General features: G+C 41.5%; 13 protein-coding genes and 1 pseudogene. 8 read left to right on the top strand and 6 right to left on the bottom strand.

The window, feature by feature from the left end:
* The first annotated feature begins 72 nt into the window (after nt 1–72).
* Together HGR01_RS19510 and HGR01_RS19505 are read left to right on the top strand one after the other, a co-directional pair.
* Nucleotides 73–906, top strand: a complete 834-nt coding sequence (locus HGR01_RS19510) for a sulfite exporter TauE/SafE family protein (protein WP_045873938.1) — start codon at nt 73–75, stop codon at nt 904–906.
* 3 nt (nt 907–909) lie between these two features.
* Nucleotides 910–1,446, top strand: a complete 537-nt coding sequence (locus HGR01_RS19505) for a DUF1634 domain-containing protein (protein WP_045873937.1) — start codon at nt 910–912, stop codon at nt 1,444–1,446.
* A gap of 430 nt (nt 1,447–1,876) precedes the next feature.
* Here HGR01_RS19505 and HGR01_RS19500 read toward each other — a convergent pair whose 3' ends face one another.
* From HGR01_RS19500 to HGR01_RS19490, 3 genes are all read right to left on the bottom strand, one after another.
* Entirely contained in the window at nt 1,877–2,884 is a 1,008-nt protein-coding gene (locus HGR01_RS19500) for a mechanosensitive ion channel family protein (protein ID WP_045873936.1), read from the bottom strand.
* Between the two features lie 1,198 nt (nt 2,885–4,082).
* On the bottom strand, nt 4,083–4,430 hold the full coding sequence (locus tag HGR01_RS19495; protein WP_045873935.1) for a hypothetical protein: 348 nt from the start codon (nt 4,428–4,430) through the stop codon (nt 4,083–4,085).
* A gap of 216 nt (nt 4,431–4,646) precedes the next feature.
* The gene (locus HGR01_RS19490) at nt 4,647–6,131 is read right to left on the bottom strand and encodes a CIA30 family protein (RefSeq protein ID WP_045873934.1); all 1,485 of its coding nucleotides are present in this window, start codon (nt 6,129–6,131) and stop codon (nt 4,647–4,649) included.
* 1,157 nt (nt 6,132–7,288) lie between these two features.
* On the opposite strand from HGR01_RS19490, the gene HGR01_RS19485 reads away from it, so the two are divergent.
* From HGR01_RS19485 to HGR01_RS19470, 4 genes are all read left to right on the top strand, one after another.
* A complete protein-coding gene (locus HGR01_RS19485) occupies nt 7,289–7,789 on the top strand; it encodes a HugZ family protein (RefSeq protein WP_045873991.1) in 501 nt (166 codons plus the stop codon).
* Between the two features lie 122 nt (nt 7,790–7,911).
* Complete coding sequence (locus HGR01_RS19480) at nt 7,912–8,799, top strand: alpha/beta fold hydrolase (protein WP_045873933.1); 888 nt, start codon at nt 7,912–7,914, stop codon at nt 8,797–8,799.
* 331 nt (nt 8,800–9,130) lie between these two features.
* Nucleotides 9,131–11,416, top strand: coding sequence for an FUSC family protein (locus HGR01_RS19475; protein ID WP_045873932.1), 2,286 nt, complete (start codon nt 9,131–9,133; stop codon nt 11,414–11,416).
* Between the two features lie 161 nt (nt 11,417–11,577).
* Entirely contained in the window at nt 11,578–14,223 is a 2,646-nt protein-coding gene (locus tag HGR01_RS19470; protein ID WP_052335405.1) for an AMP-binding protein, read from the top strand.
* Nucleotides 14,224–14,528: 305 nt separating this feature from the next.
* Here the strand turns inward: HGR01_RS19470 and HGR01_RS19465 are convergent, their stop codons facing one another.
* From HGR01_RS19465 to rsmA, 3 genes are read right to left on the bottom strand one after another with little or no spacing between them, the layout of a single operon-like run.
* Complete coding sequence (locus tag HGR01_RS19465; protein ID WP_045873931.1) at nt 14,529–14,852, bottom strand: DUF3082 domain-containing protein; 324 nt, start codon at nt 14,850–14,852, stop codon at nt 14,529–14,531.
* 42 nt (nt 14,853–14,894) lie between these two features.
* Nucleotides 14,895–15,848: a 4-(cytidine 5'-diphospho)-2-C-methyl-D-erythritol kinase gene (gene ispE, locus HGR01_RS19460; RefSeq protein ID WP_045873930.1), complete on the bottom strand. Its 954-nt coding sequence runs from the start codon at nt 15,846–15,848 to the stop codon at nt 14,895–14,897.
* Between the two features lie 51 nt (nt 15,849–15,899).
* Complete coding sequence (gene rsmA, locus HGR01_RS19455) at nt 15,900–16,721, bottom strand: 16S rRNA (adenine(1518)-N(6)/adenine(1519)-N(6))-dimethyltransferase RsmA (RefSeq protein WP_045873929.1); 822 nt, start codon at nt 16,719–16,721, stop codon at nt 15,900–15,902.
* A gap of 504 nt (nt 16,722–17,225) precedes the next feature.
* Between rsmA and HGR01_RS19450 the strand changes: the two genes are divergently transcribed.
* Both HGR01_RS19450 and HGR01_RS19445 read left to right on the top strand, forming a co-directional pair.
* Entirely contained in the window at nt 17,226–17,615 is a 390-nt protein-coding gene (locus tag HGR01_RS19450; RefSeq protein WP_045873928.1) for a hypothetical protein, read from the top strand.
* A gap of 184 nt (nt 17,616–17,799) precedes the next feature.
* Nucleotides 17,800–19,635 (top strand): annotated as a pseudogene (locus HGR01_RS19445) (SUMF1/EgtB/PvdO family nonheme iron enzyme).
* Nucleotides 19,636–19,661 lie beyond the last annotated feature (26 nt).

Here is a 19,661-nt window from a genome sequence, read left to right as displayed (position 1 = left end):
ATAAAAATGTAGAGACGCTAAACACGTCTCTACAAAGAAAAAAGTTACTTAGATAACAAAAGGCTAGCAGATGTGAATATTCTGGAATTTTCTTTATTAGTTTGGGTAGGTTCCTTTACTGCTGGGTTGATAGGTGCATTAACCGGTTTAGGAGGCGGAGTAGTGATTGTACCCTTATTAACTTCAGTATTTGGTGTTGATATTCGCTATGCTGTTGGCGCTTCTTTAGTATCTGTAATTGCTACTTCTTTAGGTGCAGCATCTACATACATTAAGCAAGGTTACACTAATTTAAGATTAGGAATGTTTTTAGAAGTAGCAACAACCTTTGGAGCTATTATAGGCGCTATAATTGCCACTAAAGTTTCTGTGAAAGCTTTAACAATTTTCCTAGCAATTATCTTACTTTATTCAGCATATCTCTCACAACAACCCAAACGCCAAGAACCAGAAAATGAAACAGAAGATGGCTTTGCAAATTATTTAGAACTGAATGGTGCTTACCCAACACCCGATGGCTTTATTCCTTATCAAGTTCATGCGGTTCCAGGTGGGTTTGCTGTGATGTTTGTATCTGGAATTATTTCTGGATTACTTGGTATTGGTTCGGGTGCATTTAAGGTTTTGGCAATGGATAACGTGATGCGTATTCCATTTAAAGTATCTACAACCACCAGTAATTTTATGATTGGTGTGACAGCCGCAGCTTCAGCAGGAGTTTATTTAGCCCGTGGTTATATTGACCCTGGATTATCAATGCCTGTGATGTTGGGTGTGTTACCTGGTGCTTTTTTGGGTGCCAGAATTCTCATAGGTGCTAAAACCCAAGTTTTAAGAATTATCTTCAGTTTTGTATTAATAGCAATGGCGCTGAAGATGGTCTACAACAGTCTGATTGGAGTATAATCAATGGTCTATTTTGATTTATTTCGGCGTTCGTTTGCTTTCATACCTAAAAACGAAGTTGTTGTAGAACCTTTAGAGCCAGAAGAAATAGATAGCGATATTGCTGCTTTAAAACAGCTAACTAAAAATACTGATATTACGCTGAATTCTGCTAAAAATATTATTAAAAGTGAAGATGAACAGAAATTTGAGAAGTTACTGAGTAACTTACTCAAATTTGGCGTTTTAATTGCTAGTGCTGTAGTGTTATTTGGGGGAATAATTTACTTAGTTCATCATGGAACTGAACCAGCTAGATATCAATTGTTTCGAGGTGAACCATCTAATTTTTGCTCGCCATTAGGTGTAATCAAAGCGCTGTTGGCTGGTAGTGATAGAGCCATTATTCAACTAGGAATATTACTCATGATTGCTACTCCTATCATCCGCGTGATAATTTCCCTTTTTGCTTTCCTCTCACGGCGGATATGGAGCTTTGTCATCATTACATTGTTAGTTCTTACTAGTTTGATTTATAGCTTGGTAGGTGGTTATTACTAAAAATATTTTTTATTGGTAATTTCTTTTATAAGTTGCTAGCCCAACAATAAATCACAGCTACCTTTCTGTAACGCGTAACGTACTAAAAGCTTTTGCACGGATGCGTTAAGCTATCGCTAACGCATCCTAATGGACTGACACGCCTAAAATGAGGCATTAGATTTGATTAAATTAACCGCAGATAAACAAGGCAGTGCGCCCTTGCGGTTCCCCGACTTGTACCCCTACGGGGAAGCAAGCTACGCGTAGCGTCTCCCCTTGGGAGAAGCAACTGCCGTGCAGATAAACGCGGATGAAATGAATTTTTGCTATTGCACCAAATTAGCTGTGTCAGTCCACTACGTGAACTTCTTAATTTTTTCAGCCTTTCGGGATCAACTCGGACACTCAGCCTGATTAACGTTCATATTTGCCATTTAAAATTGGAATTTTATTGTTCATTGAATTGAGAATCTATCTTACCATTCCCGTCATGGGAGGAATGTTTTTGCGCCAGTAACCTTAGAGAATTGCTGATGCGGCGAGGCTTTGGTACTTCCCGATTACCAGCAGGCCAACCTTCACGCTGACGGGAGCGATCGCCATCTGTTTCTTCGGTTTGGTCGTGGAATAAAATTTGTTGGGTGGGGAAAGGTAGATCTATACCATTAGCGGTGAGGGTTTTCTTGATTGCAGTCAGGACGCGATCGCGTGAAGCGAGATCGTCGGCTCTCCTGGGTGGTTTGATCCACCAACGGGCGCGGATATTTACGGTACTTTCAGCTAATTCCATCACCAATACATCAGGAGCCGGATCTGACAGCACTTCATCTAAGCTATGCATTGCTTCGAGAATTAATTGCTTGGCTTGGTCGATATCATCACCATAACCAATGCCGACATCATACTGTAAGCGGCGACTTTCAAAGGCAGTATTTACAGTCACAGAATTGGTGAACAATTCAGAGTTAGGAATCACAATTCGCCGACCATCATAGGTTCTAATTGTGGTGGCGCGTGTCTCAATACTTTCTACAGTTCCTTCAAAATTTTTAAAGACTATTTGGTCATTAATTTGAAAAGGTTCAGTGAGTAAAATTAAAATTCCTGCTAAAAAGTTCTGCAAAATATCACGGAATGCAAAACCAATTGCTACCCCACTGATTCCTAAAAGTTGTACTAAATCGCCTGCTCTAAATGTGGGGATGACAATTGATAAAGCGATGAATAGTCCTACTAGAATTGTTGTCCCCTGTGCTAAACGCCCAAGTACTAATCCTAAATTACGAGCTTGACGACGGTTTCGTGTTACTCGTTTGACCATTCTCTTAATTGCTCTAGCAATTAGAAAGAAAATGACAAAGACAATTAATGCCAAAACTAGGTTAGGAAGCAGCACAATAAATCCATCAATCATGCCTTGAATTTGCTGCCAAACTGCGGATATCTCTGCATTCATGTTACTTGGATGAATTATGGATCAAAGGGTGCAATTCCAATGTATTTACAGCAATAATGAGTAATGAGTAATGAGTAATGAGTAATGAGTAGGAATTTTACTTATTAATCATTACTTTTTTCAATTAGTTGCTGTACCTTATAAACATCGAATCTGCTGTATATTTGTTTAATTACTGTTACAGTTTCTCTGATGAGATAGAAAATTGCATCAGTCAAGAGGTTTAGTTGTTATCTATCCCTGGGGAGTATTGCAGAATCGAAAAGGCACAAAATCAAAGTAATAGAAATATGCTAAAATCCAACTTTTGGTTGTTACAGTGTGAAAGATAAAAATTTCTACTCTGAGAACTTATCTTATTTTGAACAACAACTAAGGATTAAAGATTGAAGAAAACAGAATTTTTCCTGGTATATCAGGACTTACAAAACTGACATATTATTTTATTTCATAGTTAAAACTTTATGCTGTCAACTTTAGCTAAAAGCGATATAGGGTGGGCATTGTACAAATACCTCCCGCCCTCATCCCCTAACCCCTTCTCCCGCAGGAGAAGGGGAACTAAATCTCTGGCTCCCTTCTCCCCGTGGGCTACGGTGTACACACAAGTACTCTCCACATACGTTTCAGGGATTTCAACCCCCTTAAATTGTCATTGCGAGGAGGAACGACGAAGCAATCCCAGCACCAAGCGATTGCTTCTCTGCGAGACGCTACGCGAACGCTTCGCTCGCAATGACAGGTTTTGAGCGATTTTTATCTGAGTTTAAAACTCCCTTCCAGGTAGGATTTCAAGACTTCTGTGTACACCGTAGCCCCGTGGGAGAGGGGCTGGGGGTGAGGGCGAAACCTTGCACAAGAGCGGGTTTCACGTTAAGTTGACACCACTGACAAGATAGTTATGGTTTTTGAGTACCCAATTATTGTTTCCGGGTACCCAGTTACCGTTTTCAAGTACCCAGTTACAGTTTCCAGGTAGCCAGTTATCGTTTTTGGGTACCCAGTTACCGTTTTTGGGTACTCAATTATCGTTTCCAGGTATCCAGTTATCGTTTCCGGGTACCTAGTTACAGTTTCCGGGTACTCAATTATCGTTTCCAGGTATCCAGTTATCGTTTCCGGGTACCTAGTTATGATTTTCGGGTACTCAATTATCGTTTCCGGGTACCCAATTATCGTGAATGGGTAGAACAATTTATTAACGCGATTCTAGCTTGGAGACACGTGTTTCTAATTTGTTGACTTGTTGCTTGAGTTCTACAACCAAAGTTGCAAGCCTATCAAACATTCTATCTCGTTCTGCTGTTGATAAATTCCTTCCAGAACCGCCTGATTGACGAGGGGTAAGCGTTGTTCTTGGGGATGGAGACAAGCGACTTTGACCGAGTTGAGATTGTATTTGACTTAACTGTGATTCAACGCGGTTTAAGTCTGCTTCTAAGTTATTAATTCGTGATTCTATCTGCTGAGATAAAGCTGGTTTTGATAATATCCCCATTAACAGCGTAATTATCAACAACCCGGCGAATAATAGCTTGTTAAACATTTCATTTACTTTTGTGCTTGGGGAAAATGGAAAAGGTGCTATCTTTCAATACTACAAGGGATAGCGTTTTGAACTCAAAATTGGTTTTGGGGAAAAGGTTAAAGGGTAAGGGTTAAAGGTTGTTTCTTTCCCTTTTCCCATTCCCTTTTTTTCCCCTTAACCGGCAAGTATTATGCTACCTTTTCCCTTTCTTTCCTATTCTCGCCTTTCTAAGATTTATTGATCAGGCTGTAAGTTAGAAAATAGACTCTGCCAATTGATAGAATTATTGCTGTTTTCTCCTGCTTTGACCTCAAAGGTGCGGTTACAAGCGTTTTGTTGTTTCAGCGCTTGGATGCAAAGTTCAGCAACATCCTCACGGCTGATTTTTCCCCGAATATTATCACCTTGCTCCAAGATTAATTCCTTACCTCCTGCTTCTTGTGTTAAAGCACATGGCCTAATAATTGTGTAAGAAATACCGCTTGTTCTTAAACTATCTTCTCCTTTTAATTTCCAAGTTAAAATTCCGCCCAATTGGTCATTTAATCTCACGGCTGGGGGTTCTTCTTCTAAATTAATTCCTGGTCTTCCGGGACGGGTGACACCTGCGGAACTAACTAAGACAAACTGCGGTAAATTTGTTCCACCATAAGCTTTGATTGATTCTACTTGCAAACTAAAGCCACCAGGGGTAAATTTGGGATTTAATGCGCCATCATATTCAAATTTACTTAACATTAATTGCAATGAGCTAATGGTACTCGCGTCAATTGGTGGTGCATCTTTAACAGTTTTGGCACGAAATACAGGTGTTAAATCGGCAAATGGAATGCGAATATCTATCCAGGTATTAGCTACAGTATCGAAGGAATAACTGTATCCTAATCCATCCCATTTTGTGTCTGGCCGGAGAAAGAATTTATAGCGTTGACCGTCGCCTCTGATGCGTAATTCTACACCTTCATAACCAGATAAATTAAATGGTGGTTCAAAATTTTTGGTTCTTACAGAAGCAAAGCCCCCGGAGTTGGCGGTGGAGACATAGCCAGCAAATAATGCTGTATCATCGACAAATTGCATATTACTGGCACTCACACCACCCATGACTACATCATCTAAAGCACCCCAGATATCTTTTAATTCTGCTGATGGTTTGGTGAAATCAAATATCAGCTTGGTATTGGGTGTTGGCAAATATTTTTTCGCTGCTGCTACTAAGTTTTTGACACCTTGATATTCGACATTTTCGGGTGTATCGCCAACGATTTCTGGTTGGTAAAATTTGATGCCTTGATAATATTTGGCTCTATCTGCTGTATCTCCTTCTACTGGTTGGACGCGCACGGCGGTACAACATACCACAGCTTGCAGATTCGCCATGACTATAGGAGTTAAGGTTTCTGGTTTGGTAATATCCGCAACTACTAAGTCAACATCATTACCCAGAATTGTCCTGGCTTTTTCAAGATCACGGACAAGACAGCGCACCCGCTCGCCACGTTCTAGTAATTGCTTAACCACAAGTTTACCAACACCACCTGTTGCACCTGCTACTAGTATTACACCCAAATTTCTTCCTCCATTAGGTCTATCTTCATTCTCTTGAGAATTACCGGGAATCAATTTTTGTACCCAGTTCAGCAAAGGAATAACCTCAAAGTAGGTTAAGGTTTTGATAAACCTGCATAAATCCCATTGAGAACGATTTTTGTCGGTCATATTTGCGTCCTCATAACTTTCTTTAGTTTAGCTTCTTATATATTTGTTACAAATAAATACAAAAGATAGTGGTGTCTGAATTGTCAGATTTTTTCGTGGAGGTAGTCCAGAGTCAGACAATTTTGGATTTAGAATTGAGATGGCAATACATTTGTGATTGATTTGTCAGTTGGGGAAACAGCTAGATCAATTGGGGGATTCTCCCCCAAACCCCCGATTGGGTGACGGTTGCGTCCCCCAAACCCCCTCCAAAATTATTGTTTTGTTATCAATTTATTTTTTTAACTGAACTGTATTGATTTATCAGTTGGGGAAACAGCTAGATCAATTGGGGGATTCTCCCCCAAACCCCCGATTGGGTGACGGTTGCGTCCCCCAAACCCCCTCCAAAATTATTGTTGTTTATCAATTTATTTTTTTAACTGAACTGTATTGATTTATCAGTTGGGGAAATAGCTAGATCAATTGGGGGATTCTCCCCCAAACCCCCGATTGGGTGACGGTTGCGTCCCCCAAACCCCCTCCAAAATTATTGTTGTTTATCAATTTATTTTTTTAACTGAACTGTATTGATTTATATGGCAATACAGTTCAAATAAGCCTTTTTTCTTTCCCTCTGCTTCCTTTACCTGCTTCAACAGAAAATCTTCTTAACTGAACCGTATTGATTGAGATTGCGGATCTATCCGGGTGTTGTCGGATTTTCTAGATGAACTTGTATAATTTGGTCGGGTAAGATGCTGACTACATCAGATTTATAGCCACAAGATTTAGGTGAGGCGTTACGTCAAAGGCTAACACATCCTAGATGTATTTCTAAAATTAATCTGTGTTATTTGCTTAAGTGATGCGTTACGCCAATGGCTAACGCATCCTACGCAGATTTTTTCAATTAATATCTGTTAGAGACTTCCAAATAAAAAAATATCCCAGTATGTATTGTGGGGTGGACATCTTGTCCGCCCAGTTTATGTGGCATGGCGGGCAAGATGCCCGCCCCACAAGATGGAATTTATTTCTTGGAAATCCCTTATTTGCCTAAGTCCTGATGTGTGGAAATTAGGTACAATAAAGCCACATCTGGCATCATTTCATCTGAGGGGCGAACAAGGTTAGAATACTCAACAAATTGTCATTCATCAATGGGTAATTGGATTATGAGCCAACTAGAACAAGTTCAAGCTGAGTACGAAAAATTCACTGAGCAATTTCAAAGTCTCATTATTAGCACTGTTAATGCTGAGGGAATGCCTAATGCGAGTTATGCTCCTTTTGTAATGGATGATTCTTATAATATTTATATTTATGTTAGTGGATTAGTTGCCCATACTAAAAATATTCTTGTCAATCCTCATGTGAGTGTTTTATTTATTGAGGATGAAAATCAGGCAAATCAAATTTTTGCTCGTCGTCGTTTAACTTTTGATTGTACGGCAACTTTAATAGAAAGAGATACTGAGCAGTGGCAGAAAATTGTTGAGCGCTTTCAAAATCGATTTGGTGAAATTATCGAAGTTTTTCTCGGTTTGGCTGACTTTCGCATTTTTCAGTTAACTCCTAACCAAGGTCGTTTTGTAGTAGGCTTTGGGTCAGCTTATAACATTAGTGGTGATAATCTGCGTCAACTTATTCAAGTGACTCCCAAGGATGTGAGATAGAAATTCAAAATTCAAATTTTGAATTTTATTTATTCATAAGTAGGTACACTTATGAAAATGTTGATTTTCCTCGATTCTATAAAGATTGAATAGTTAAATTTTTATCCTTTATACTTAATTTTATGCTTCAATTCCAACCTCCTGGCTTTGGGCACAAAGTAATTCATACCTCATTGGGGGCGATGGTTTACTATACCCAAACAACTGCACCTTGGTCGATTGCTGATGCTGAAAATTTGCCACCGCTATTATTTTTACATAACTTTGGTGGCGGTGCTTCTGCTTATGAGTGGTCAAAAGTTTATCCAGCTTTTGCTGATAGGTACCATATATTAGCCCCAGATTTAATTGGTTGGGGAGAGTCGGCGCATCCAATATGGGATTATCAAATTCGAGATTATTTAAATGCGATCGCCCAATTTATTAACCAAACTTGTCGTCAGCCTGTAACAGTTGTGGCTTCGTCTTTAACTGCGGCTTTGGCTATTCGTTTGGCAATTACCCAGCCTGAGTTATTCCAAGATTTATATTTAGTTTGTCCGGCTGGGTTTGATGATTTTGGTCAAGGTGTGGCACGCAGACTACCGCTACCACTGATTAATACGCCGTTGATTGATAATTTAATTTATGCTGTGGGTGCGGAAAATGAATTTGCAGTTCGCAACTTTCTGCAAAGTTTTTTGTTTGCCAAACCCGAACGTGTCTCCTCGGAGATGGTGCAAGCTTATTTAACTTCTGCACAACAGCCAAATGCTAAGTTTGCAGGCTTGGCATTTCTGCGAGGCGACCTTTATTTTGATTTGAGTTTATATATTCAGCAACTCAAAATTCCCACGGTGTTTTTCTGGGGCGAAAAGGCACAATTTACCAATATTAAACTCGGTAGAAGATTAGCAAATTTAAATCCCGATTTCATTCGTGCATTTGTGGCGATCGCCAACACTGGCATTTTACCCCATTTGGAAATGCCAGAGGTGTTTATTGGTTTGTTGCAGAAGTATTTAAAGTGAGGAGGTCGTAGTTCAACACACAAATATTGACAGGTGTTGATTGGGTAAAGGGAAAAGGTCAAGGGGGAAGGGTTTAAAGACTTTACCCCACCTTTCAAAAAGACTTTGGCAGACTAGTGGGCGATCGCAAAAGTTATGAGAATATGTGAGGGGTCAGATCCCCGACTTCTTGAAGAAGTCGGGGATCTCGCAGCGCCGTAAAATTAATGCGATAAACCACTAGTAGGGGGCGGGGGGAAAGAGGTTTGTGGAAATTCTGTACTTAGAGTAGAAGCAGGAATTCTCTGCATACTTCATACTACTTCAGACTGAACACTTCATACTTGCCATCATGTCCAATCAAAGTCCTGTGGTTTGGCTGTTACAGCAGTTTCAACTCCAGCCGGGTAAGCCTGCTATTACCAATGGATTGCGTAGTTTGTTGATTCTTGGTGTGCCGATTGGCGTTGGCATATTTACAGGACATGGGGCGGAAAGTGCGATCGCGACTATGGCAGCTTGGTTTGTGGGGATGGTAAATGTTGATGGGGTATATCGTCAAAAGCTAATTGCACTGATTGCTGCTACTATCAGCGTGACTTTGGTGTTTGCGATCGCCAATTTAGTTAGCAGCACTCTGTGGTTAGCAATTCCTATGACGTTTTTGGTGATTTTTATTGTTGGGTTGGCGGGTATTTTTGGTAGTGTACCAGCTTCTGTCAGCTTAATCACTGGGATTATGTTTGTTGTTTCCTTGGCGCGATTCTCTGCACCGGGAAATTTGTCTACGCTACTGCTGCATTCTCTACTTTGTCTCGCTGGGGGAACATGGACAACGCTGCTATCTCTAGGGTTATTGGTAGTCCGCCCCGAGAAGCCTGTCACGGCATCTGTAGCTAAATGTTACAACTCACTCAGTAAATTTATTGAAGTAGCTGGCAAGAGAGTTGTCCATCCCCAGGATATTGAGGATTGGGGGGAGCAATTTGTCCAAGCACAGGATACCGTCACACAGGACTTAACAGCAGCTCGCAATACTTGGGCTAGTGTCTGGACAACTCAAAAAGGCGCTAGTCTGCGGGGAAATCAGTTACTTGTGTTAATTGAGGATGCTAATCAAATTATTACTTCGGTGGTGGCGCAGGTGGAACTGTTGGCGATCGCATCTGAGAGTCCGTTATGTTCCCGTTTGCAGAGAGAAATTGCTGAGGTGATGACACAGTTGGCAATTGCTATGCAGATGTTAGCAACTGCGATCGCTAAAGGCAGAAATTCTGTGCATTTGGGAGATTTAGATCGCTCTGTGGAAGCACTAGAATATGAGTGGCAAATTTTACGCAATCAAGTTGTCAGTCAAAACAGTAATTTACCCAGAGATGAGTATTGGGATTTAGTTAATTTGCGGAAGTTAACCACCAGTTTCAGTCAGTTGGTACAACAAATTCATACTGATGCTGAGATAGTTACAGATTTACAACAAGGAAAACAGCGTAACCCCATCAACCAAGATATTACCCTACCCAAACCGCCGACAACTGCTGAGATGATGGAGACGCTGCGGTGTAACTTAACTTTTGATTCGGTGATGTTCCGCCATGCGTTGCGTTTAGCAGTGGTTGTTGCTTTGGCGGAATTAATTTCCTCATTATTGCAAATCCCGAGAGGTTACTGGATTACTTTAACAGCACTTGTGGCGCTCAAGCCTAACTTTGGCGGTACAACGCAGACAACAGTGCAACGTGCACTCAGTACAATTTTTGGTAGTATCATCGGCATTACTGCAATTTTGTTGATTCACAATCAATGGGCGATCGCATTTTTTCTATTGTTGCTGGTGTTTACGGCCATGTCAGTGCGATCGCTTAGTTATACCCTGTTTATCACGCTGTTGACTCCCGCCATTATCTTACTCCTAAATATGATTAATGCCGGTGGCTGGGAGGTAGGATTATTGCGGATTGTTGATAGTTGCGTTGGTGGTGGGTTAGCGCTGATTGGTGGCTATTTACTGTTTCCCAGTTGGGAAAGACAAAAACTTCCCGCCCAACTCGCAAAAACAATTCGCGCTAATCTTGCATACTTTCAACAGGTAATTGCGAACTATCTCAATTCCCAAAATACTTCTGTGGCTGCTCTCAACAGCCTACGTCATCAAGCTGCACTAGAGAACGCCAACGCCAACGCCGCCGCTCAAAGATTGTTTAGCGAACCCCGTCATGTTCAGGGAGAAATCGAACCTGTGATGACATTAATGATATATATTCGCAATTTTTATAACTCAATAACAACTTTAGCGGAACATCAGCGAGAATTTAGCGGTCAGTATCAATTTGCAGCAATCCCAGAATTTACTGATAGTATCATCCAAATTTTGGAGAATTTAGCCGATGCTCTGCAATACAGACAAACGCCCCAACCCTTACCAATACTTAATAATCATCTGGAAACTATTCACGAGCAAACCGAGCAGTTGTATATGGCGCGAATCTCAGAAATTACCATCGATCCCCACATTGTGACACCAACATTACAAGCTGTCCGCGAACAAACTCCGGTTTTTGCAGAACTAGAACGTATAGTTAATCAAATTAAAATTATCCATTGTGCGATCGCTCTGTTAGCAACATCATCAAGGTGAATTCTCTTTATACTAACTTTATAAATTACGTAATTACAGTACTTACGTTTTAAAGCGTTGATAAAGATAAAAAATTATACGCTTATTGGCTGTATATCTATATAGTAGCTTTTGCAAAAAAATTGCAATTAGCTATATATACCTAAGTACACGAAAGACCAATGGCAATACAAGACTTACAAGACAGAGCCACGTCAATCTTTGGTACTTCCACAAATTTGACAATTGAGCAGTTAATTATAGATGGTGTGAGGCAAAACCCAGGAGCCAGAGCCATAGCAGCTCCTGGCCGTCTACCTTTGACATACGCTCGTCTTTATGAACACCTCCAAGATATTCGGACAACCTTAAATACCTTGGGTTTGGGAGTAGGCGATCGCGTTGCTATTGTACTGCCCAATGGCCCGGAAATGGCTGCTGCTTTCTTAACTGTAGCCGCCTGTGCCACTAGCGCGCCGCTTAATCCTGCTTATAGTGCCGAGCAATTTGAATTTTATCTGGATGATTTGAATGCTAAAGCTTTGATTGTGCAATCTGGCATAGATTCCATCGTCAGAGAAGTTGCAGCAGCTCGCCAGATTCCCATTATTGAACTGACACCAAAGCTAGAAGCTGAAGCCGGAATTTTTGAACTCAGCGGTGAAACTCATTTACCGCCAATCAAACCCACTCACAGTAAAAATGAAGATACCGCCCTAGTATTGCATACATCAGGAACCACAGTCAGACCGAAAATAGTGCCCCTAACCCAGGCTAATTTATATATCGCCGCAGACATTATTAAAAAGGCGCTGGAGTTAGAACCCAATGATTGTTGTTTGAATGTTATGCCCCTGTTCCACGTACAGGGGTTATTTATATCAATTCTCTCTTCCATTGCTGCTGGTGGGAGTGTTGCTTGCGCGGCGGGATTTGATAGTTTGCAGTTTTTTGACTGGCTGCAAAATTTACAAGTTACTTGGTATTCATCGGTTCCTACTATTCATCAAGCAGTTTTAAATGCGGCGACTCAGAACAATATCAAGAACATTCCCAAGTTGCGATTTATTCGTTCTGGTGGTGCGGCTTTACCAAGACCAGTGATGAGAGCGATAGAGGAATTATTCCAAGCTCCCATACTCGAAGGTTACGGTATGACCGAGACTGGCTGTATTATTACCCTCAATCCATTACCACCGCGTCAGCGTAAACCTGGTTCTGTCGGTATTGCCACTGGGATGAAACTAGGCATTATGGATGCAACTGGTAATTTATTGCCACCTCATGAAATTGGAGAGATTGTAGTTCAGGGCGGCCATGTGATGCATGGTTATGAAAATAATCCTGTAGCTAATCAAAACTCCTTTCTCAATGGCTGGTTTAGAAGCGGTGACCAAGGCTATCTTGATGATGAAGGTTACCTGTTTTTAACAGGTAGACTGAAGGAACAAATTAATCGCGGTGGCGAAAAAATCGCGCCTCGGGAAATTGATGACATTCTCTTAGAGCATCCAGCAGTCGCTCAAGCTGTAGCTTTTGCTGTTCCTCATCCCACTCTCGGAGAGGATTTAGCAGCCGCTATTGTCGTACATGAGAATGCTACTGTGACCGACAAAGAACTGCGTGAATTTGTCGCTAGCAAGCTGGCTGGGTTTAAGGTGCCCAATCAAATATTATTTGTGGAAGATATTCCCAAGGGTTCCACAGGTAAACTGCAGCGAATTGGTTTAGCCAAAAAGCTGCAAAAAGAATTGAAGACTAATTTCGTTGCACCCAGAACTGAACTAGAAAAAGCATTAGCTCAAATTTGGGCTGAGGTTCTCAATCTGCAACAGGTGGGAATTTACGATAATTTCTTTGCTTTAGGTGGCGACTCTTTGCTGGCGGTTACCCTGTTCAACAAAATTGAGCAGAAATTAGGCTACAGTCTGCCTTTATCTACCCTGGTTCCAGCACCCACTATTGAGCAATTTGCTGCTGTTCTTAGTCAAGCGAAATCTTCAGCATCTAGCTCATCTCTGGTAGCAATTCATCCTCAAGGTTCCAGGCCACCCCTATTTTTGATTCATGCTGTTTGGGGTAATGTCCTGTTGTATCGAGATTTTGCACGTTATTTGCACCCCGAACAACCGATTTATGCTTTGCAAGCCAAGGGACTTGATGGTCAACAAGCACCCATCACTGATTTGAGGCAAATGGCTGCTAACTACATCCAAGAAATACGCCAGATGCAACCGCATGGCCCCTATTATCTTGGTGGTTATTCCTTTGGTGGGATTATCGGCTTTGAAATCGCCCAACAACTGAAAGCGCAAGGTGAAGAAATTGCCCTCGTTGCTATATTTGATGTTTCATCGCCTGGTTATGCGAAACCAATTCCCAATTCCCATGAGGCAAACTTTTTCCATCTCCGCAAACTGTTGAATTTGAAGATTCAAGACCAGCTAACTTATGTGTGGGAAAGATTAGCTTGGCATTTTCAGATTGGGAAGATGAGTATGTTTTATAAATTTTACCTGCGTTATCTCAAGCGATCGCTCCCAGACCTGCGGTTGTTGGAAGTAGCGTTAGCCAATAATCAAGCTGGTAAGAGTTATATTCCCTCAATCTACTCGGGTCAAGTAACTCTCTTCCGCGCCAGTCAGCAAAATGTTGGCTTAGATGTTGACCGAGAATTAGGCTGGGGTCGGTTAGCGGCTGGTGGTGTGGAACTTTATGATGTCCCCGGCTCCCACGCTTCCCTGATTCTGGAACCTCATGTACAGGTACTCGCGCAAAAATTCCAAGCTTGTTTAGACCGAGCACAATTCAAAATTCGTAATTCGTAATCTTCACCAAGGGTGCAACTAGCAAGCTACGTAATTTTTGTTCTTCATTCCCCCTCATCTACAGGTGGCTTGGTAAGGTCACAAAGTTGAGCTTCTGGGAACTAGCTAACCAAATACCATTTTTTATTCAAGCTTCTACCATCAGTATTTTTTGACTTACGCAAAAATCAAGTAACTCTATCATGACGAGCGATAGGAAAGTAATCTCTCCTGATGCTGGGATTGCTTCTCTACACTTCGTTTCGGTCGCAATGAAATTATCGGCGTTGCGTAAGTCCTATTTATTTGTAATTACGAATTACGCATTAACCTTCCTTCGCCTTTGTCAGTTTTTGCACTACCATTTGCACAGCTAAAGCTAATAAACCCAGAGCAACTATACCAAATACTCCCGCACCCAAGGCGAATACACCGACTACCAATGTCCGAACTGCGGAAGTAATTCTGACTACTAATTGGTTATCGGAATGGATAGGTTTACTTGCAAAATTTGTGGCGATTGAAATCATCAGCGAATAGATTGCATATCCTAATCCACCAGAAATGATCGCTCCGGTTACACAGCGTAACGGATTCATTGTTTCTGGGGTGGAAGTTTCTGGTTGGGGAAGGGAGTTGGGGTCAGTCATACAATTTTGGATTTGGGATTTGGGATTTGGGATTAATAATCCTTAAACTGAAGAGGCGATTTTGATTCCATGTGTAGTCATCCGCGTCACGAACAATTCTAAATCTTCATTGGGAATTGTGGCGCGAATTTGCTGCTTGATGACTTCGGCTTGTTGTTGCGATTCGACCAAAGCAAAAACTGACGGGCCAGAACCAGACATCATTGTTCCTAAAACCCCTGGTTGAGATGCAAATAATTCTCGCAGTTGCAAAACTTGGGGATACTCAGGTAACACGACACGCTCTAAGTCATTATGCATTTTTTTGGCGATGTCTGCTGTATCTTTATTGGCGATCGCTCTGACTATCGGCCCGGAATGTACTGCACTGGCACGGGCAATTAAGCTGGCGGTATCTTTAATATAGGTGCTACCAAACTGCTGGCGATAGGTTTTGTACGCCCAAGCTGTAGAAACTTCTAGGCTGCGATATTTGCCTAATACTATATATATGTTGTCTAAGTTTGGTAACGGGGAAAGTTGTTCGCCTCTTCCTGTCGCAATCACTGTCCCCCCCGCGATACAGAAGGGGACATCTGAACCCAGAACCGCGCCTAGTTCTTCTAATTCTGATTGAGTTAGTCCCAAATTCCAAAGTAAATCTATTCCCACCAACACAGCAGCGGCGTTTGTGGAACCACCAGCTAACCCAGCCGCTACAGGAATATGTTTATCAATAGTAATTTCCACGCCGCCAAATCTCGCAAAGCTATCGGGAAATTCTTTTACCATTAATTCCGCCGCCCGATAGGCCAGATTAGTTTTATCTGTGGGTACTTGTGGGTGGTGACTGTGAACGCGAATCGTATCGGTGCTGAGAGAACGCACGCTAATTTGGTCAGCTAAGTCGATACTTTGCAGGATCATCGCTAACTCATGAAATCCATCCGGGCGATCGCCGATGATTTCCAAATACAAGTTGATTTTAGCAGGGGCAATGAGGGTGTAGGAACGCATAACAATTTTAGATTTGGGATTTGAGATTTTGGATTGTTCGCCAAAACCTTCTCAATCATTGGTTAAAAGTAACTGATTAGCTAGAGTTACCCACTGGGATACACTGAGGTCTTCAGCGCGTACCTGGGGATTTATCTCTAATTGTTCCAGTAAGTGGGTCAAGCGATCGCGTTCTACTACTGGTTGTAAATTATTTCGTAACATTTTTCGCTTCGCGCCAAACCCCAGTTTAATCAAATTCTCGAATTTACGCGGGTCAATGGCTGGGGTTTCTATTGGTCTTGGACGTAACCTTACGACTGCGGAATCTACTTTTGGTGGTGGATGAAATGCACTAGCTGGAACTGTACAAATTAACTCACATTCTGCCAAATATTGTACCCTGACACTTAATGCTCCAAAGCTTTTTGAACCTGCTTTTGCATATAACCTTTCTGCTACTTCTTTCTGCACTAATAATACTATTGAATCAAAGGGTTTAGGGTTAGGATTCGCAATCGTTCCTAGCAGTTTTTCGATTATTGGGCCTGTGATGTTATAAGGTATATTCGCAACTACTTTATTTTGATTTTGAAACTTAGGAAATGCTGCTAAATTTCCTTGTACATCCAAAGTCAAAAAATCACCTTGCAGCAGCAGAAAATTTTCTCTTTTACCCAGTTGCTTTGCTAATAAATCGCACAAATCTCTATCGATTTCTACAGCCACCAAAGATTGCACCAAAGGTAACAAACGCCGCGTCAGGATACCTGTACCAGGGCCAATCTCCAGAACGCGATCGCCCTCCTGACACTCCGCCGCCTGCACGATTGCGTCCAGAGCCTTCTCACTTTTGAGCCAATGTTGAGCAAAGACCTTGCGCGGTCGCACCATCTCTTTTCCTCTCTATATCTAGTTTCTAGCGTTTCTACAAAAATCCATTTCTTACTTTTTTCTTACTTTTTACTACCCATTTTTGACCCATTTTACCCCAAAAGCAATTGACTTAAAATATAAAATATGATATAGCGATGAGAAATCGCATTTCATCTCACCGACAGAGGAAATCAACACATACAGGTTGTAAACGAACTCAAGCATGGTAGGTAAAAGCAGCAATATAAAATTTCAGAAAATCTGACTTTAATCATTTTCTCTGAAGATGTCGATAAATGAAAATTTAGGTGAAAGCTAATTATATTTCTAAATGCAGAAGCAAATAGAGCATTTTAAAATCTCAATCAAACAAACTAAACCTCAAAAATTTTTCTTTGCGCCTCTGCGCCTCTGCGTGAGAAAAATTTACTCCAGCAACAAAACGAGTGACATATTTCTGAAATCACCATTAATATCGTTGTATAGTATTTTGATAAAATCTTAGATAAACACTGAAAAGCTATGCCAGAAACACCTTCAGACAGCATTTGGATTGTCACCGACGACACCCCGCAAATATCGATTCCTGATGGTACTAAAGGCGTGACTTTTAGAGGTGGTGACTGGGGAGACGAAACCAGAGAAACCACAGGTACCAAAGCACCTGGAGATGCAGTTAAAGTTAGCGCACAGAAATTAGAGCAAGAAATGTCTCACTTTCTGCAGGTGGTAGGACGCTTATTCAGCCGTGCAGAACAACAAGCTCAAGGTAACTCTGGGATGCGGCTAGAAGAAATTGAACTTTCGGTAGAAATTAGCGGTGAGGGAGAAGTCAAGTTAATTGGTAGCGGTGCAAAAGCTAGCGGTAAAGGCGCAATCAAACTGACATTCAAACGCCCAGAATCAAAGTGAGATGGCAAAAAATTGGGCGATCGCATTCACCAGTATGATTGACTACAACCGTTAAAATATGCCTAGCGGGATAAATAGTTTAAGCTGTCACGCCTAGAAATTGCACTTTTTAGAGTATCAGCTTGCTATATTCACTATATATCTGGGAAAATTTACCTAATTCAAATCCTATCGGGTAAACCTGATGTTAATCGGTGCAGTTCTCCGCAAGCGCTACAAAATCCTCCGACTAATAGGAAGTGGTGGATTTGGAGACACATATCTAGCACAAGATTTGGATTTACCCAACCGTCCTTTTTGCGTTGTCAAACACCTAAAACCAAAAAACCTGAATCCAGCCGATTTGCCAATAGCTAAACGGTTATTTAATAGTGAAGCAGAAGCATTATACAGATTAGGCAACCTACACAACCAAATCCCCAAACTCTTTGCTCACTTTGAAGAAAATGGCGAATTTTATCTAGTGCAAGAATTTGTTGATGGTGAAGACTTGAGTAAAGAAATTGCGCCAGGTAAGCAGCTTAGTGAGGGTGAGGTAACTAAGCTATTATAAGAAATTTTAGAAATTTTGGCGGTAGTTCATCAGCAGAATATCATTCACCGCGACATCAAACCGCAAAATATCATGCGTCGTCGTCAAGATGGCAAGATTGTACTGATTGACTTTGGTGCAGTTAAAGAAAGTATGACAGTAAATGCCCAAGGACAAACCAGTGCTACAGTTGCTATTGGGACACCTGGCTATATGCCAAGTGAACAAGCAGATGGACAACCAAAATTATGCAGCGATGTTCATGCTGTAGGAATGTTGGGAATTTATGCTTTAACAGGGATACAGCCACACCAAATCTCAAAAAATCCCACTGATGGCGAAGTGATTTGGCGAAATCAGACAAAAGTTAGTGATCGCCTAGCTGATATTTTAAACAAAATGGTGAGTTATCATTTTCGCGATCGCTATCCCACAGCCGCAGAAGTATTACAAGCACTCACACCACCACCTCCCTCAACCCCATCACGGCGGAGAGTAATTCAAACTGTCGGATTGATGGGTGCTGGGTTTGGTTTGGCGATTATCAAAGAACGGTTGTTATCTGGTTCAAAAGACAATTCTCTACCAACACAGAGTACAGGTAAAACAACGAAATCTCCAACAACACCAACTAGTTCTGTTACCCAGTCTCCCGTCTCACAAAATCGCTTACAAACTTTTAAATTTGATGTGGTGACAGTAGATGCAAAGGGAAAACCCGCTCAAACCAGCAAGGGTGAAGCGAAATACTTTGTCGAAAATTTGGGTAATGGTGTCACCTTGGAAATGGTAAAGATACCAGGGGGAACCTTTACAATGGGTTCGCCAGTAGAGGAAGCAGAAAGAAGAGATGATGAAGGTCCACAGCATCAGGTAACAATTCCTGGCTTCTTCATGGGTAAATATGAAGTTACACAGGCGCAATATCAAACAATTACCGGGAAAAATCCTTCTTATTTCCAAGGCGAAACACGACCAGTAGAACAAGTTAGTTGGAATGATGCTGTGGAATTTTGCCAAAAGTTGAGCCAAAATACAGGACGCACCTATCGATTACCCAGCGAAGCTGAATGGGAATATGCTTGTCGTGCAGGAACCAAAACACCGTTTTATTTTGGTGAAACTATTACTACTGATTTAGTTAACTACAACGGCAATTACCCTTACTCCTCTGCATCCAAAGGTGAATATCGTAACGAAACAACAACTGTTGGAAGATTTCCGCCAAACTCTTTCGGTTTATACGATATGCATGGCAATACATGGGAATGGTGTATAGATACATATCATAATAACTATTACGAAGCGCCCAAAGACGGGAGTGCATGGCTGAGTAGTAACGATAATGATTATAGGTATAGGTTGCTGCGTGGCGGTTCTTGGCACGAACTAGTTAGGTTTTGTAGGTCTGCTTTTCGCAGCACCAACGTACGGGTGGATAGTTTCACCGATGTTGGTTTTCGCGTGGTTGCGGTGGCTGTAGCGTGAGTACTCGCCTAAGTCAGAGCTGATAA

Origin of the sequence: Tolypothrix sp. PCC 7712, assembly GCF_025860405.1 — a bacterium.
Lineage (GTDB): Bacteria > Cyanobacteriota > Cyanobacteriia > Cyanobacteriales > Nostocaceae > Aulosira > Aulosira diplosiphon.
The sequence above is the reverse complement of the archived record's forward strand: the minus strand, read 5'-3'. Positions and strand labels throughout refer to the sequence as shown.

Bases quoted from the DNA above. Each gene is read 5' to 3' on its own strand.
- ispE (WP_045873930.1), bottom strand. From the start codon at position 15,848: ATGCGTTCCTACACCCTCATTGCCCCTGCTAAAATCAACTTGTATTTG.
- HGR01_RS19505 (WP_045873937.1), top strand. From the start codon at position 910: ATGGTCTATTTTGATTTATTTCGGCGTTCGTTTGCTTTCATACCTAAA.
- HGR01_RS19495 (WP_045873935.1), bottom strand. From the start codon at position 4,430: ATGTTTAACAAGCTATTATTCGCCGGGTTGTTGATAATTACGCTGTTA.
- HGR01_RS19475 (WP_045873932.1), top strand. From the start codon at position 9,131: ATGTCCAATCAAAGTCCTGTGGTTTGGCTGTTACAGCAGTTTCAACTC.
- HGR01_RS19480 (WP_045873933.1), top strand. From the start codon at position 7,912: ATGCTTCAATTCCAACCTCCTGGCTTTGGGCACAAAGTAATTCATACC.
- HGR01_RS19465 (WP_045873931.1), bottom strand. From the start codon at position 14,852: ATGACTGACCCCAACTCCCTTCCCCAACCAGAAACTTCCACCCCAGAA.
- HGR01_RS19500 (WP_045873936.1), bottom strand. From the start codon at position 2,884: ATGAATGCAGAGATATCCGCAGTTTGGCAGCAAATTCAAGGCATGATT.
- HGR01_RS19450 (WP_045873928.1), top strand. From the start codon at position 17,226: ATGCCAGAAACACCTTCAGACAGCATTTGGATTGTCACCGACGACACC.
- HGR01_RS19485 (WP_045873991.1), top strand. From the start codon at position 7,289: ATGAGCCAACTAGAACAAGTTCAAGCTGAGTACGAAAAATTCACTGAG.
- rsmA (WP_045873929.1), bottom strand. From the start codon at position 16,721: ATGGTGCGACCGCGCAAGGTCTTTGCTCAACATTGGCTCAAAAGTGAG.
- HGR01_RS19470 (WP_052335405.1), top strand. From the start codon at position 11,578: ATGGCAATACAAGACTTACAAGACAGAGCCACGTCAATCTTTGGTACT.
- HGR01_RS19490 (WP_045873934.1), bottom strand. From the start codon at position 6,131: ATGACCGACAAAAATCGTTCTCAATGGGATTTATGCAGGTTTATCAAA.